Genomic DNA, 12,653 nt, shown 5'->3' with positions numbered 1-12,653 from the left:
ATGGCAAATGTAACCGAACGGAATAACGTTCACGTTCGTGGCGCGGGCGACCGGGCGATGGTCTTCGCCCACGGCTTCGGGTGCGATCAGAACATGTGGCGGTTCGTGGCTCCGGCGTTCGAAAGGGACTTCAGGACGGTTCTATTCGACCACGTCGGCGCCGGCGGATCCGATCTGTCGGCCTATGACTGGGCCAAGTATTCAACCTTGTCCGGTTACGCCGACGACGTGGTCGAAATCGGCGCCGAGCTAGGTTTGAAGGATTGCGTCTTCGTCGGACATTCCGTCAGCAGCATGATTGGCGTGCTGGCGGCGCGACAAGCGCCAGGCATGTTTGGCAAGCTCGTGCTCATCGGCCCTTCAGCCCGCTACATCGACGACGAAGGATATGTTGGCGGGTTCAGTGCCGAGCAGATCGATGAATTGCTCGCGCTTCTCGAATCCAACCATATGGGTTGGTCAACAAAGATGGCGCCGATGATCATGGGCAATCCCGACCGGCCCGAACTCGGTCAGGAGCTCACGAACAGCTTCTGCCGCACGGACCCCGATATTGCCAAAGCGTTCGCCCGTGTGACTTTCACCTCCGACAATCGCAAGGATCTCGCGGAAGTTTCCGTTCCAGTCCTCGTCCTCCAATGCAAGGAGGACATCATCGCCTCCCAGGAGGTCGGCGCGTTCGTTGCCCGCAATATTCCCGACGGTCGGATGATCGTCCTGAATGCGACCGGCCATTGCCCGAACCTCAGCGCGCCCGACCAGGTCATCGCGGCGATGCGAGCTTTCGTCTCGTGAGCACCTCCGGTCCAGACTTCGAGGACATGGTCAACAACGCACCGTGCGGGTACGTCACCCTGCACGCGAACGGCCGTATCGCGCACGTCAACCTGACCTTGCTGGCGTGGAGCGGGCACGCGGCAGACCAGATAGCCGGCAAGCGGTTCAGCGATCTCCTGACCATGCCGGGCCGCATCTACTACGAAACCCATATCGCGCCGCTGCTGCGGATGCAGGGTTTCTTCAACGAATTCGCGATCGACCTTGTGAGCGCTGCCGGTGAGCCGCTCCACATGATCGCCAACGCGAATGAGCGCCGCGATGCGGATGGAAAGCTGCTGCTCATCCGTCTCGCGTTGATCAAGGCGACCGATCGGCGGCGCTACGAACAGGAGCTCCTGGCAGGCCGAGAATCGGCCATTGCGGCCGAAAAGGCGACGCAAGAGGTGCTGCTGCTCGAGCACGAAACGTCCGAACTGCGTGAACAGTTCATCGCCGTACTCGGTCACGATCTCCGCAATCCTCTCGCCTCCATCAGCGCCGGCGCGAGGCTCCTCGGCCGAACCGTGCAGAGTGAGAAGGAGCACCACATCGTCGCCATGATGCAGACCACAGTCATGCGCATGGCCGCAATGATCGACAACGTCCTCGACTTTGCACGCGGTCGTCTGGGCGGTGGCATCACCCTGGACTATGATGCGAGAGGACCGCTGGAGCCCGTCCTCGCCCAGGTGATCGACGAACTGAGGCTTGCTTCGCCCGGTCGGGTCATCGAATCCGAGTTTGCAATCGATGGGCCGGTCAACTGCGATCGCACCCGCATCGGCCAGCTCCTTTCGAACCTGCTCGGCAACGCTGTGACACATGGTGCGGCCGACAAGCCCATCACCGTTCGCGCCGAGACGCAAAATGGATCGTTCGAGCTCTGGGTCGCCAATGCGGGTGAGGCTATTCCGCAAGCCGTGATGGACAAGCTGTTCGAGCCGTTCTTCCGGGGCAAGGCTCGTGCGAGCAAGCAAGGGCTTGGATTGGGACTCTACATCGCCTCTCAGATTGCGAAAGCCCATGGAGGTGCTTTGACCGTCGCATCCACGCCCGCCGAGACCCGCTTCAGTTTCTCGCTGCCGCTGGCGTGACCGCACACTGCAATGGCCTCCTTCCAGCGGCCCGGTCGTCAATCTTCTCGGGGAGCACACCGGACTAGCGCGATGCGATTAGGATGAATCGTCATCGCGCTGCAGGTTATTGTTTGAGCATGATCTTCTCGGAAAACCGCTACGCACTTTTCCGGATCATGCTCTAGCCTTCGAGGATGTGCCCCAAAGCCTTGAGCGGGCGTACGCGATCGCTGACGATCTTGAGGATGGCCAACATCGGAACGGCCAGGATCGCGCCAGGCACGCCCCACATCCAGAACCAGAACACCAGCGACAGGATGACCAGCACCGGGTTCAGGGTGAAGCGTCGGGCAAGCAGCAGGGGCGTCAGGGTTTCGCCTTCGACGAGATGGATGCCGAAGTAGAGGGCTGGCGGCAGCAGGGCCCACCACAAGCTGTCGAAGCTCAACATTCCGGCCAGGAGGAACATGACGGTCCCTAGCAGCGGCCCCAGAATTGGAACGTAGTTGAGCAGGAAGGCCGCGGCTCCCCACAGCAGGGGGTCTCCAAGTCCGCAGAAATACATCGCAACGGCCGTTGCAATTCCCACTGCAGCATTCATGGCCGTGATTGTAAGAAGATAGGCAGATATGTCCGCTTCGATCTGCTGGGAGATGTCCACCGCCTGCCTCTTGTCGCGAAAATTTGGGAGGACCTCGACGATACGTCGTAGAAAAATGTCTCCTGCCACCAGGAGAAAATAGAGCACCAGAACGGTCGTAAACAGGCCGTCGATGACGGCGCGCGTTCCCGCGAAGAGCGCGCCGGTAAGGCCAAGATCCCTGCGGACCGAAACGATTGCACCTTTCCTGTCGGGAGCGTCGGCGACGTGCTCGGCCTGCTGGATGACTTTCTGTAGCGCTTCGATCGGCCGCTTCAGGACGACCAGGTGAGTTTCGAGGCGAGGTAGACCCTCCGGCAATTTCTCCGCCCAAGTCGCGGCAGGTAGCGACAAGGCTGCCACAAAGCCCACGAGCGCTCCCACCACCACCAGGATCGCCAAGAGCGCTCCGATGGCACGGGGGAGACCTATACGCTCGAGCAGATGCACAGCGGGTTGCAGAATGAGCTGCAGCACGAAGGCGAGCACCACGGGCAATATGATCGAGCTTGCCGCATGAACAGCTGCCAGCACCGCCAGGGTTAGCAGACTACCGAGAAAGAACGTCTGCGGACTGGACGGCAGCGGCATTTCGATATCGTCGGCCTCCTGCGGTGGCGAGGCAGCCGGTTGCGGCGCGCTGACAATCTGCCCTGGGGACGAGGGGGCCTCATGCGGCAACTTTGACATCGAGACCACGACGCTTTTCTCCATCCCGATACGGGGGCTTGCCCCCGACGGCTGAGTCAGCTTCGCACGGCCGTAAGGGCGCGATGCGGCTGCAGGAGCCTCTAGCCAGACAAGCAGTCGGTGCGGCTGGCGGTTCGGCCGCGGCGGGCTTCTTCGCCAACTGAAGAATAAGGTGCAACACCTGTCCCCGCCGGAGCGTTCCTAGGCGCTCGCGAACCGGTGCGGCGCATTCCCGCCAATATCGGTCGCGGCAGCTGCTTCATCGATGGCCGCCATCAACTGAGTCGTGGCAGACTGTTGGATCATGTGCCCTGCCCCAGCGACGCGGTGCAGCTTGCTGTGAGTGATCTCGCCGTGAAGTCTGACCGATTGCTTGTTGATATCGATGAGGCGATCCTCATCGCCGGCGATGATGATGGTGGGCATCTTGAGTTGGTCGTAGCTCTTCGACGACTCAAATGCAGCGGGGATCATCAACGTTGCCTCCGCCGCGCTGGCACGCATCTGTGACGGTCGCAACGCCAACTCCTTGGGGAAGCCGACGAACTTGTCAGGGACTGGCCGCGGACCGAACATCTTTCGCAACATGGAAGGCCACAAGAGGCGGCTGACGATCGGCGAGATCGTGTGACTGATCGCATCGCCCATCCCGGGCATCGAAGACATCGAAGATGCCGCCGCATCAGCACGGACGGTTGGAAAATAATAGCCTGATGCGAGCACCAAAGCTTCGACAAATGACGGATGTCTTGTTGCCAGCGCAAGAGCGACCGCCGCACCCCACGAATGTCCAAGCACGATCGCCCGCTGAACGCTCAGCCGATCAAGCGCCTTTCTGAACAGATCGGCCTGGGCTTCCGGGGTCCATATCACGTTCCGCGGCCGCGAGCTGTGTCCGAATCCGGGGCGGTCGAATACGATCACCCGAAACCGGTTGGCCGCCAGGTCGATCAAGCCGCTGGATTCAAAATCCTGGATCATGCTGCCGTTGCCGTGCAGGAGCACAAGCGGACGGCCGTTGCCGCGTTCCACGTAGTGCAGTCGGACGCCATCGATCTCCAAGAACTGCCCGCGAGGCGGGTTATCGCGTTCCGCTTTCTTGGCGACTCGCCCATTTACGATCGCCATGGCCCCGAGGAGGGAAGCTGCCCCTGCAAAGGCCGCAAGCGCAGGATGTCGCCGCAAGGGAGTGGTGTAGTCAGATTGGAGCGAGGGCGAGCGTGTTCGCGGGAGTTCCATGTGCAGTACCTCTGGTGGTCTGCACGATGCCTCAGGGAGATTGAGAAATGTTGCAGGCTATCGTCAACCGTCGGTGCCGAGTCTTCGTTCCAAACGTACCTTGGAGCGCTTCGTTGTCGCTGTCGCCGGTCCAGGTCACTCCCAATTGATCGGCCCAGCGCGCTGGGGGCAAGAAATGATCGCGTGGAACATGTGGACGTTGGTCTTGTTCAACCTTGTTACTCTTGCCAAGAAAGCGACTGGATCAATGGCAAACAACAACAGAAGCCCGGATGAGAAGCAGCCCGGCGAAAATCCGGAAGGTAAGTATCACTACAATCCGGGAAATATGGCGGGGAAAAAGCCCGGTGACGCGGAGCAGACTGACGAAAATCGAACGCTCCCGTCTCCGCGCAAAGAGAAGCCCGCCGAATAGGTCCGACAACGCCCGCGACTTTGCCTCTTCGAAGAGCCGCGGAAAGAACCTGAGGACCAACTGAGACACCCTTCCGAGAATCGACTCATCGCAAGACGCGCGTCCCACGATGAGCCATCCCGGGTGGATGGCGCGAGCTGAGGGGTCAGTTATCGCGCCACAGACCAATACGACAACCTCAGGACGGGAGAGTCGTTCCTGTCAGAGCCTGGCGGCGGCAAAGCTTTGCCCTCTGTCTGCTGTCTGCACTCTGAGGCGCAACTCGGCTGCCAGCCCCTGATGCCGGCATAAGTGTTCTTTTGCGGCATGCCGTCGGTCTCAGGAGCCGCTTGCCACGCTTCTGCGATTCATGGGAGTTCCGATGAAAAAACCAGTTCACTCAGTTGACGAGCCCGAGCCGAAAGCGCCACGTGCCGACAGACCGCCAGCGGACGGATTTGTGGTCATTGTCGACGGGCATTTCAAGTCGAGGTTTGACACAGCGGAAGCTGCGGAATCGTCGGGCCGCACACTTAAATCGACTTACCCGAAGCTCAAGATCGAAATTTACGACGCCGTGACAAAGGTGCGAACCTTCTTGGGCTGAGAAGTCAACGCTCCGGCGGTCCTCATCAGGAGCGAAACGGCCTCTGTGAGGAAAGAGCTCGCGTGCCGGATTTTTGCCAGTTCACATTGGTCTTACATGCGGTCGCCCGCGCACAATCCTACGTTTTCGTTCAAGATCTGGATTTTTGACGGCCACGAGAGGCGGAACGGCCAAGTAGGAAGCGACCGATGCGAACAGGAGTTCGTGAGCGCGATCGACGATATCATCCAAGAAAGTCGTCTTCGCGAACATCACGCGGGCCTCCGCCAGCAACTGGCCGCGAGTCGGCATGTGGGGCAGATGCATGTCCACGGGAGGGTGCCCATTCAAGACAACGTCCATCGGGAACAGGTCGGTCTGATGGACCGATGATCTGATCGCCAGTGCGATGCCCTCGGGATTGAAACGACGAACAAGTTGCTCGGCTGTCCGCCTGATGACACGAGATCCCAAGGGTTGCTCGTTGCGGAGAACCTGCTCCGGCGGCGTCTTCAAGTTCCAGACGATGCCGAGCCAGGATAAGGCCACCAGAATATAATAGGTTACGTCGATCTCCCACCAGCGAAAGCCTTGCTTGGCGCTGCTTTGGTAGGCGTGATGATTATTGTGCCACCCCTCGCCCATCGTAAACAGAGCCAGAAGCCAATTGTTGCGGGAGTTATCGCCCGTAACATATCTCTTTCGCCCGTGAACATGTGCAAGGGAGTTGATGCAGAACGTTGCATGATACAGGAGCACGGTGCTCCAGAAGAATCCGACCACGAGTCCTGACCATCCCGCAATGAGGAAGCAAAGACCTGCCGTCACGATCGCAGGCAAGAGCTCGAATTTGTGCAGCCACATCAACTCGGGATACGACGCAAAGTCCGAAATCTTCGTCAAATCGGTCGCATCGTGCTGCCGATCGAAAATCCAGCTGACGTGGCTGTAAACGAAGCCCTTTTGGCTTGGCGAATGCACGTCTTTCTCCGTATCGGAGTAAAGATGGTGATGTCGATGTTTCGCGGCCCACCAAAGGATGCTTTTCTGGGAGCTGCTTTGGGCGAGGAACGCGAGAATGAATTGAAACGCCCGGCTCGTCGAGTAGGCCCGATGCGAGAAGTACCGGTGATACCCAGCAGTGATCGCGAACATGCGTAACCAATATAGGACGACGCACATCGCAACCGCTGGCCACGAGACGCCCGACCATGTCGCCATGAGGCAACCGGCGTGGATCAGCAGAAACGGGAGGACCTGCGGGTAGATGATGTCGTGTTCCTGATCCGTATGACTATGGGTAGACACTCTGACGACCTCGGCGGTTTGGCGTGGGGGCCCGTCCCGTTAGGACGGCTCGCGCGCTGTGGCGGCACTTTCTTTGGGCACGAAAACAACCGCGCGGCAGGAAAACGTGTCGCGGCTTGCGAAGCCATAGGTCCTGCCGGTACATCCGTGGTCAAAGCAGCATCTGCAAAGTGGCGGTGGCGAGGAAGAGCCCGCACTTCCGCTTGCAATTCCGATCAGTTGGTTGGACCGCTCGCCGCACACGAGACCATGTCAAAGGCACATCGAGCGGACCGGCCAACTGGTAGCCCCCGGCCGGGTCAAGTAGACACATCGTCCGCCGCGGACAGAGCCAACGTAAAATAGGTGCGGCCCGCCTCGGGCGAGGGATAGCCATTGACGAGAAGCTTCCAGGACTTGATTTCCCATATGTCGCCCGGCTTCGACTCTCGGAGGACTTCACCCGCCAGCTTTACGGCCTCTTCCTTTGCGGCAGCGAGGTCGGCAAGCTCGGTGCCGTGGTGATCGAGACCAGCCTTGCCGTCCAGAATGTGAAAATGGTAGCGCGGCATGGGCGCTCCTTCATTTTGGCGGGGAGCGCGTGGCATCTCTCAGTCCCCGGATCGCCCGACGGTCCCGGCAGATAGGCGACAATACGCATCATGCCGCTCGGTTCCTAAGAAACGCGGCTCACGGAACCCGGACCTTGGACGCAAAAAGGCACAGACTCAGTGGCATCACAGTGCTAAAGCTTGGGAACCGAAATCGAAAGCTCATTCACGTGTCTGCGATCAATGCGAGGAATACTCACCCGCTGATCCGCAAGCTGGAAACTGTCTTTCCGCTTTCTGACGAAGAGCGGAAGGCGATACTGGCGCTCCCGATCGATCAGAGGGTGATCGAGGCCCATCAGGACATCGTACGCGAGGGGGATCGCCCGAGCCGATCTTTCGTCATTGACGATGGCGTGGCTTGCGCCTTTAAAATGACAGGCGAGGGCAAGCGCCAGATCCTCGCATTCCACATCACGGGCGACATGCCGGACCTTCAGAGCCTGCACTTGCAGACGCTGGACATCAGCATCGGAACGATCACGGCTTGCAAGGTCGGCTTCATTCAGCATGAGGATCTGCAGCGCCTGTGCGAACGCCAAGCCCGCGTCGCGGCGGCCCTCTGGCGTGAAACACTTATCTATGCGGCGATGTTCCGCGAATGGATCACTAATATCGGACGACGGCAGGCGCTAGGCCGGGCAGCGCATTTTATGTGCGAATATATCGTCCGTGCGCGAGCCATGGGTCTTGTGGAAGATTACTCATGCGAACTGCCGATCACGCAGGAAGAGCTTTCCGATGCCATGGGCCTCTCAATTGTTCACGTGAACCGCGTGCTCCAGGAGTTGCGCAAGCTGGGTTTAATCAACCTCGAAAGCCGGCACTTGACCGTGCTTGATTGGCCCCGGCTCCAGGAAGTCGGAGACTTCGACGCGGGATATCTCCACCTACCGAAGACGGCCACGTAGCGTTACGCCCCTTCGTCAAACGGCGGCGCGGACGGATGAACAGATGGCCGTCCATGAGCTTCTTCGAACCATCTGCCACCCCAGAGACGGCTCTAGGGCAGGTTGGAATTCTACACTCATTGAAGAATGCGGCAGCCGGAGAGTCATCGTTCGTCTCATCTGCGCCACCGATTAGCTGACAGCCGGACGCCCGAGGGAACAAAGGGGTGAGGAGGCGGCTTGAGTTGGGCGGCAGAACCAGGAGACTGGGAGCCGCGAAGAAAAGCCGTTCGGTGTAACGCCCGAGCGGCTTTTGTTTGATGGCGCATCTCTTGTGAAGTCGCTTGGCTGCCGCAATCGAGAAAGCCGATCCCAACCACGACCTGGGAACACTTCGCCCCCAGCCGGTTTAGTTCCGAGCAGCATTTTGCGATGCGGTTCTTTAACACTCACGCGAATCGGATTTGGCATGGCCTCCGTCACAGTAGGGCTGAACAGATACTTCACATTGATCGAGCGTTCAGTGCCCACGAAAGTCGGGACTTTCATTCGCTGGCTGCGGGAGCCATCCAAACTCTGGATCCGGATCATCGTTGCGGGGGGACTCATTCTCGGGGGCATCTTCAGCTTCTTGCCCCTCTTCGGCCTCTGGATGCTCCCCCTTGGACTTCTTCTCATCGCGCAGGACATGCCGATCCTGCAAAAGCCTCTCCTCGCCATGTTGCGTTGGATCGAGATGAAATGGAAGCGGCTGAGGCGACGTTTCAGAACGAGGCGGCGGCCAATTGTGGCGAAGCAACCGGAATGACGCGACCGCTCCGCCCGCGGCGGCGGGGCATTCTCCGTATTTGGAACGTTGTGGTTAAGCCGGGCTTGGTCCGGCAGGAGGTCACCATGACCAAGACATCAGACCACGGCATCATGCGCGTACGCGGAGAAGATCAGCCGGCAGACAAGGAGCGGGCGCAACTGGCTCAAAAGATTGAGCTCGGCCACACACCGCCCGTGATCAAGGAAGAGGCGAACGACCGGGACTGAACGCAATGATCGTGAGCCGGCGCGCGGGCCTGCCAGCAGGATCCGCGCCCAACATCATGCTGCTTTCTGATGCTGCTCGAACGCAGCGATGGCCCGATTCGAAAGCATCAGGGTGCGGCTCTCTCCCTTGAGAATTTGCGTTTTGATACTTTGAAGTAGGATCTCAGCCGCCTGCTGAGGATCGGCGATCCCACCTGAGCGGTCCAGGAAGTCCCAGGCTATCTGAAGCGAGTTTTCAATGAGAACTGGAAGTGGCTCGGTCATGCGGGAGGAACGCCCCGGACGACCTCCCGTTCCTTCATTCGGGAGCCGGTAATCCGGGTGTGGACAGCCATTCGCTGATTTGGGCCCCGGTCTCCGCCTGCCGAGCTTTGCGGATTGTTTGGTCCCGCTCGATACCTGGCGGAAGCGACTTTGCCTTTTGACGAAGGGCTCGCCCATGCTCGGCAAGGCGTTCTTCAAAGGAGGTGGTTTGCTTCAGACGGCGTCGCTGCATAGCGTGCTCCTTTCCCAGGGAAGGCGGGAGCGCGACAGCGTTCTCATCACCGACAGATGCCGAGGGCCGCGCGGTGATGGATCAAGCGTAGCAATTTAAGGTACGACGCGCTGGTCAATATTGATCAGGTGGTAGAAGCTGGTGAGGCCGGCGCTCGGCGCCCGCAGGATCAACACCCCACAGGAAATGCGAAGCGCGCGAGCACAGATGGGCATCGGAGCGACGCCGGCGCCAAAGGCGTTCAGCAACCCGTTGTGCGGACAAACGCTCTTCACGATCAGGCAGCAAGCTCTCGGAGCGTCGAGATGATCGCCTCTGACGGGTATGGTTTGCGGAAGAATCTTGCCCCATCGGGTAGCTCAGAGCCTTTGACCAGATGGGCGGAGACCACAAGGAGCTGGATCGGTGGCCATCTTTCGCGAACGGCCTCCACGAGCCCAAGCCCGTCCATCGAGCCAGGCATCCTGACATCCGTAAAGACCACGCAAACATCCTGTCGGGTTTCAAGAATCCTGATGGCCTCATCGGCATTGCCGGCAAGGAGCGGATGCAGCCCCGCATCCTGGACGATGTCGTTCGCCATCAAGAGGAGCATCGGTTCGTCCTCGACGATCAAGACGCAACTGCCGCGAGGAGAGCTTTGCTCTGGCATATCAGCCCTTTCTAATGCAGTGACGCCACCCGGTCGGGACATCCGCAGTCACGGCTTTAAGCGATGGCAGCAGCCGACGTTCCGAATGGCCGATTGTTTCTGAGCAATCTTTGCATCGACAATGCGGCTGACGGGTCCGAGGGTTCACATGAGGCGCCGCCACCCGCCGAATGAGCGTGGAAGTCGCCCCGTCGGCAATGTGCGTCTGGCGACCCTGCCCACCCATCGCCGCAGGGTGAGCGCGTCGAACGCCGCCACCCGTTCCGCTCAGAGCATGACCGTCATTTGCGCGGCAATCGGATCGAAAAGCAGGTGCCTGTTTTTTCGTTGGATGCCACAGAGATCTCGCCGCCATGGGCTTCGACGATCAATTTTGCGATGTAAAGGCCAAGGCCGAGGTGGGTACTGTGCTCTGGCGGACTTCCGTCATCGTGGCCTCGCGTCCAGGATTGGAAGATTGATTTTTGCGCTTCAAGCGGGATTGAGGAGCCGAGATTGTGCACGTTGATGGTCACAGCATCGGGATCGTTACCTGCGACGGTCACTGTGATGGGCGTCGCTACGTCGCCATAATGGACCGCGTTGCCCATCAGGTTGGACAGCACCTGTCCCAGGCGGGCGCGGTCGCAGGAAACCAACGGATCGCCCTTCGTCGCGACTTGAAGTTTCCTATCTGCGTTGACGGCGCGAAACTCATCCGCGATTTCCTGACACAAAGCCGCGACGTCGCTCTCGGTCTTTGCAACGGGGATTTGAGTGCCGAACGACGAGCGCGTGAGGTCGAGCAGGTCGTTCAGAATTCGCGTCGCCCGCCCTGCAGCCAGCTTGATCTCGGAAACAACCCTGGCCTGCTTCGCGTCGGTTGTCCCCGATCGCTCCATCCACTGAGCGCCCATTGAAACGGCGCCGAGAGGATTGCGCAGGTCGTGGCCGAGGACGCCCAGAAACAGGTTGCGCGAGTCATTTATCGTCTTGGTATAGTGGGCCACCGACTCCGTCACGGCCTGATCGATCGCTTCGTTGAACCGCGTCAAGTCCTCGATATCGGTGTCCTCAAGGCTCCGATGGTGAGCAATCCACTGCTTGACGACGCTTGCGCGAAGCGCCCTGTATTCTGAAACCATTTGATCGATGTCAAAGCCGTCGGCCAGACGCAGAGCGGCATGGAGCTCAGCTGCACTTTGAGAAAAGGGGCTGTCTTTCGGGCCGTCGCCTCGGGATTTATCAAATCGCTCCAGCGGGGTTTGTGCGGTTTCGAGGTCGTCCGCCACGAACCTAAGAAGATCGACGATATGATCCTCCAGAGCCAATTTCGTCATCTGATCGCTGGCCGGTGACAGAGTTCGAGCGAACTCCGTCCATTCCTTCACGATCGGAGCCTGGTTCTGTCGAATGAAGTCAGCCAGGCGTTGATACTTTCGCCGCTTAGTGGAATTGCTCAAAGCCGGCCCCCAAGTAGATGACGCGAGCAGACACAGCGAGCGCTCTGCTCGCGGAAATGCCAAACCTGCATTCCGAAGCGCGGCCTAGAGTATAGCCACTGGCTCCCCCACCGTCACAACTGACTCTGCGACTTTGCGGCCGGAACCTCGGGACACGGGTCCGGTGGCGTTTTGCCTCGCCCTGCAGGACCTGAGGATGTAGCTGGCCAGCGGGCACCACCATATGGCCTTTGGGAGCGGCTTCAATGCTTGATGCTTGAATTCCGATAGACTATCGAAACGCAGAACAGCTGTTCGGTGCTGGAGCGCACTTCCACCGCCAAATCCGGCCGCTTGCTTGGGAAGACGGATTCCTTGGCGATTCCACTCAAAGTTTGCATTGCTTTGACTTCGGCGGCTTTCAGATTGGGAAGGGGTAGACCTTCCTGGTCTGCAAAGAAATCGCGACCACTTTGGATGTCAAAGAAATACCGATTCATCGAGCGCTCCGGAAAATGATCACATATTAGCCCCAGTCGGTGCTTCGTTTGCTCCAAGACTCGGACATTGATGCGGCCTGTCGGTCTGTCACACGATCCGCCTCAACTGTTCGATCTGTCCCGCCGGACGTTGCGAAATTCTTCGGGGCCTTTCATTAACCTGCCCTTCCGGCTTGCCCTGTCTTCAGATGTCGCACTCGCATCACCCAGCCCGTCAATTGCGTCAGAGGCCAGCTCCTTTGCGCGGATCCGAGGGCTCTCACGATTCGAATCCGGAGCTTCGCGCATAGGCCGATCACGCAGCCCTTCGAGCG

Annotated in this window: 15 protein-coding genes; 7 read left to right on the top strand and 8 right to left on the bottom strand. The window is 59.4% G+C overall.

Going from position 1 to position 12,653, the window contains the following annotated elements:
* Window positions 1–795: an alpha/beta fold hydrolase gene (locus ACM43_RS25695; protein WP_271543801.1), complete on the top strand. Its 795-nt coding sequence runs from the start codon at window positions 1–3 to the stop codon at window positions 793–795.
* Window positions 792–1,913 carry a PAS domain-containing sensor histidine kinase gene (locus tag ACM43_RS25690; RefSeq protein WP_271543799.1) on the top strand — a complete coding sequence of 374 codons (1,122 nt, stop codon included), beginning with the start codon at window positions 792–794 and terminating at the stop codon, window positions 1,911–1,913. The genes ACM43_RS25695 and ACM43_RS25690 overlap by 4 nt, the downstream gene beginning before the upstream one ends.
* A 163-nt stretch (window positions 1,914–2,076) precedes the next feature.
* On the opposite strand, the gene ACM43_RS25685 is transcribed toward ACM43_RS25690, so the two are convergent.
* The gene (locus ACM43_RS25685; protein ID WP_442869346.1) at window positions 2,077–3,225 is read right to left on the bottom strand and encodes an AI-2E family transporter; all 1,149 of its coding nucleotides are present in this window, start codon (window positions 3,223–3,225) and stop codon (window positions 2,077–2,079) included.
* Window positions 3,226–3,426: 201 nt separating this feature from the next.
* Window positions 3,427–4,464, bottom strand: coding sequence for an alpha/beta fold hydrolase (locus ACM43_RS25680; protein ID WP_145642264.1), 1,038 nt, complete (start codon window positions 4,462–4,464; stop codon window positions 3,427–3,429).
* A 175-nt stretch (window positions 4,465–4,639) separates the two neighbouring features.
* Here ACM43_RS25680 and ACM43_RS25675 point away from each other — a divergent pair, with 175 nt between their 5' ends.
* Both ACM43_RS25675 and ACM43_RS25670 read left to right on the top strand, forming a co-directional pair.
* The gene (locus ACM43_RS25675) at window positions 4,640–4,879 is read left to right on the top strand and encodes a hypothetical protein (protein ID WP_081494507.1); all 240 of its coding nucleotides are present in this window, start codon (window positions 4,640–4,642) and stop codon (window positions 4,877–4,879) included.
* A 361-nt stretch (window positions 4,880–5,240) separates the two neighbouring features.
* Complete coding sequence (locus ACM43_RS25670; protein WP_081494506.1) at window positions 5,241–5,465, top strand: hypothetical protein; 225 nt, start codon at window positions 5,241–5,243, stop codon at window positions 5,463–5,465.
* 81 nt (window positions 5,466–5,546) lie between these two features.
* Here ACM43_RS25670 and ACM43_RS25665 read toward each other — a convergent pair whose 3' ends face one another.
* Together ACM43_RS25665 and ACM43_RS25660 are read right to left on the bottom strand one after the other, a co-directional pair.
* Window positions 5,547–6,752, bottom strand: a complete 1,206-nt coding sequence (locus tag ACM43_RS25665; protein ID WP_271543793.1) for an acyl-CoA desaturase — start codon at window positions 6,750–6,752, stop codon at window positions 5,547–5,549.
* 299 nt (window positions 6,753–7,051) lie between these two features.
* Entirely contained in the window at window positions 7,052–7,303 is a 252-nt protein-coding gene (locus ACM43_RS25660; protein ID WP_271543791.1) for a DUF6894 family protein, read from the bottom strand.
* A 209-nt stretch (window positions 7,304–7,512) separates the two neighbouring features.
* Here ACM43_RS25660 and ACM43_RS25655 point away from each other — a divergent pair, with 209 nt between their 5' ends.
* From ACM43_RS25655 to ACM43_RS25645, 3 genes are all read left to right on the top strand, one after another.
* Entirely contained in the window at window positions 7,513–8,253 is a 741-nt protein-coding gene (locus ACM43_RS25655; protein ID WP_074448663.1) for a Crp/Fnr family transcriptional regulator, read from the top strand.
* A 448-nt stretch (window positions 8,254–8,701) separates the two neighbouring features.
* On the top strand, window positions 8,702–9,040 hold the full coding sequence (locus ACM43_RS25650; RefSeq protein WP_074448664.1) for a hypothetical protein: 339 nt from the start codon (window positions 8,702–8,704) through the stop codon (window positions 9,038–9,040).
* Between the two features lie 86 nt (window positions 9,041–9,126).
* Complete coding sequence (locus tag ACM43_RS25645; RefSeq protein ID WP_157785226.1) at window positions 9,127–9,270, top strand: hypothetical protein; 144 nt, start codon at window positions 9,127–9,129, stop codon at window positions 9,268–9,270.
* Window positions 9,271–9,324: 54 nt separating this feature from the next.
* Here the strand turns inward: ACM43_RS25645 and ACM43_RS25640 are convergent, their stop codons facing one another.
* The 4 genes from ACM43_RS25640 to ACM43_RS25620 all read right to left on the bottom strand — a co-directional run bounded on the left by ACM43_RS25640 (window position 9,325) and on the right by ACM43_RS25620 (window position 12,339).
* Window positions 9,325–9,534, bottom strand: coding sequence for a hypothetical protein (locus ACM43_RS25640; protein ID WP_018642493.1), 210 nt, complete (start codon window positions 9,532–9,534; stop codon window positions 9,325–9,327).
* Between the two features lie 509 nt (window positions 9,535–10,043).
* Window positions 10,044–10,382, bottom strand: a complete 339-nt coding sequence (locus ACM43_RS25630) for a response regulator (RefSeq protein ID WP_271543787.1) — start codon at window positions 10,380–10,382, stop codon at window positions 10,044–10,046.
* A 317-nt stretch (window positions 10,383–10,699) separates the two neighbouring features.
* Complete coding sequence (locus tag ACM43_RS25625) at window positions 10,700–11,860, bottom strand: sensor histidine kinase (RefSeq protein ID WP_271543785.1); 1,161 nt, start codon at window positions 11,858–11,860, stop codon at window positions 10,700–10,702.
* A 242-nt stretch (window positions 11,861–12,102) separates the two neighbouring features.
* On the bottom strand, window positions 12,103–12,339 hold the full coding sequence (locus tag ACM43_RS25620) for a DUF6894 family protein (RefSeq protein ID WP_271543783.1): 237 nt from the start codon (window positions 12,337–12,339) through the stop codon (window positions 12,103–12,105).
* Window positions 12,340–12,653 lie beyond the last annotated feature (314 nt).

Origin of the sequence: Bradyrhizobium sp. CCBAU 45321 (assembly GCF_028128975.1) — a bacterium.
Lineage (GTDB): Bacteria > Pseudomonadota > Alphaproteobacteria > Rhizobiales > Xanthobacteraceae > Bradyrhizobium > Bradyrhizobium yuanmingense.
The sequence above is the reverse complement of the archived record's forward strand: the minus strand, read 5'-3'. Positions and strand labels throughout refer to the sequence as shown.

What these genes read in the sequence shown, in the direction of transcription:
- ACM43_RS25645 (WP_157785226.1), top strand. Translation starts at nt 9,127, where the DNA reads ATGACCAAGACATCAGACCACGGCATCATGCGCGTACGCGGAGAAGAT.
- ACM43_RS25675 (WP_081494507.1), top strand. Translation starts at nt 4,640, where the DNA reads ATGATCGCGTGGAACATGTGGACGTTGGTCTTGTTCAACCTTGTTACT.
- ACM43_RS25620 (WP_271543783.1), bottom strand. Translation starts at nt 12,339, where the DNA reads ATGAATCGGTATTTCTTTGACATCCAAAGTGGTCGCGATTTCTTTGCA.
- ACM43_RS25685 (WP_442869346.1), bottom strand. Translation starts at nt 3,225, where the DNA reads ATGTCAAAGTTGCCGCATGAGGCCCCCTCGTCCCCAGGGCAGATTGTC.
- ACM43_RS25680 (WP_145642264.1), bottom strand. Translation starts at nt 4,464, where the DNA reads ATGGAACTCCCGCGAACACGCTCGCCCTCGCTCCAATCTGACTACACC.
- ACM43_RS25670 (WP_081494506.1), top strand. Translation starts at nt 5,241, where the DNA reads ATGAAAAAACCAGTTCACTCAGTTGACGAGCCCGAGCCGAAAGCGCCA.
- ACM43_RS25640 (WP_018642493.1), bottom strand. Translation starts at nt 9,534, where the DNA reads ATGACCGAGCCACTTCCAGTTCTCATTGAAAACTCGCTTCAGATAGCC.
- ACM43_RS25650 (WP_074448664.1), top strand. Translation starts at nt 8,702, where the DNA reads ATGGCCTCCGTCACAGTAGGGCTGAACAGATACTTCACATTGATCGAG.
- ACM43_RS25660 (WP_271543791.1), bottom strand. Translation starts at nt 7,303, where the DNA reads ATGCCGCGCTACCATTTTCACATTCTGGACGGCAAGGCTGGTCTCGAT.
- ACM43_RS25695 (WP_271543801.1), top strand. Translation starts at nt 1, where the DNA reads ATGGCAAATGTAACCGAACGGAATAACGTTCACGTTCGTGGCGCGGGC.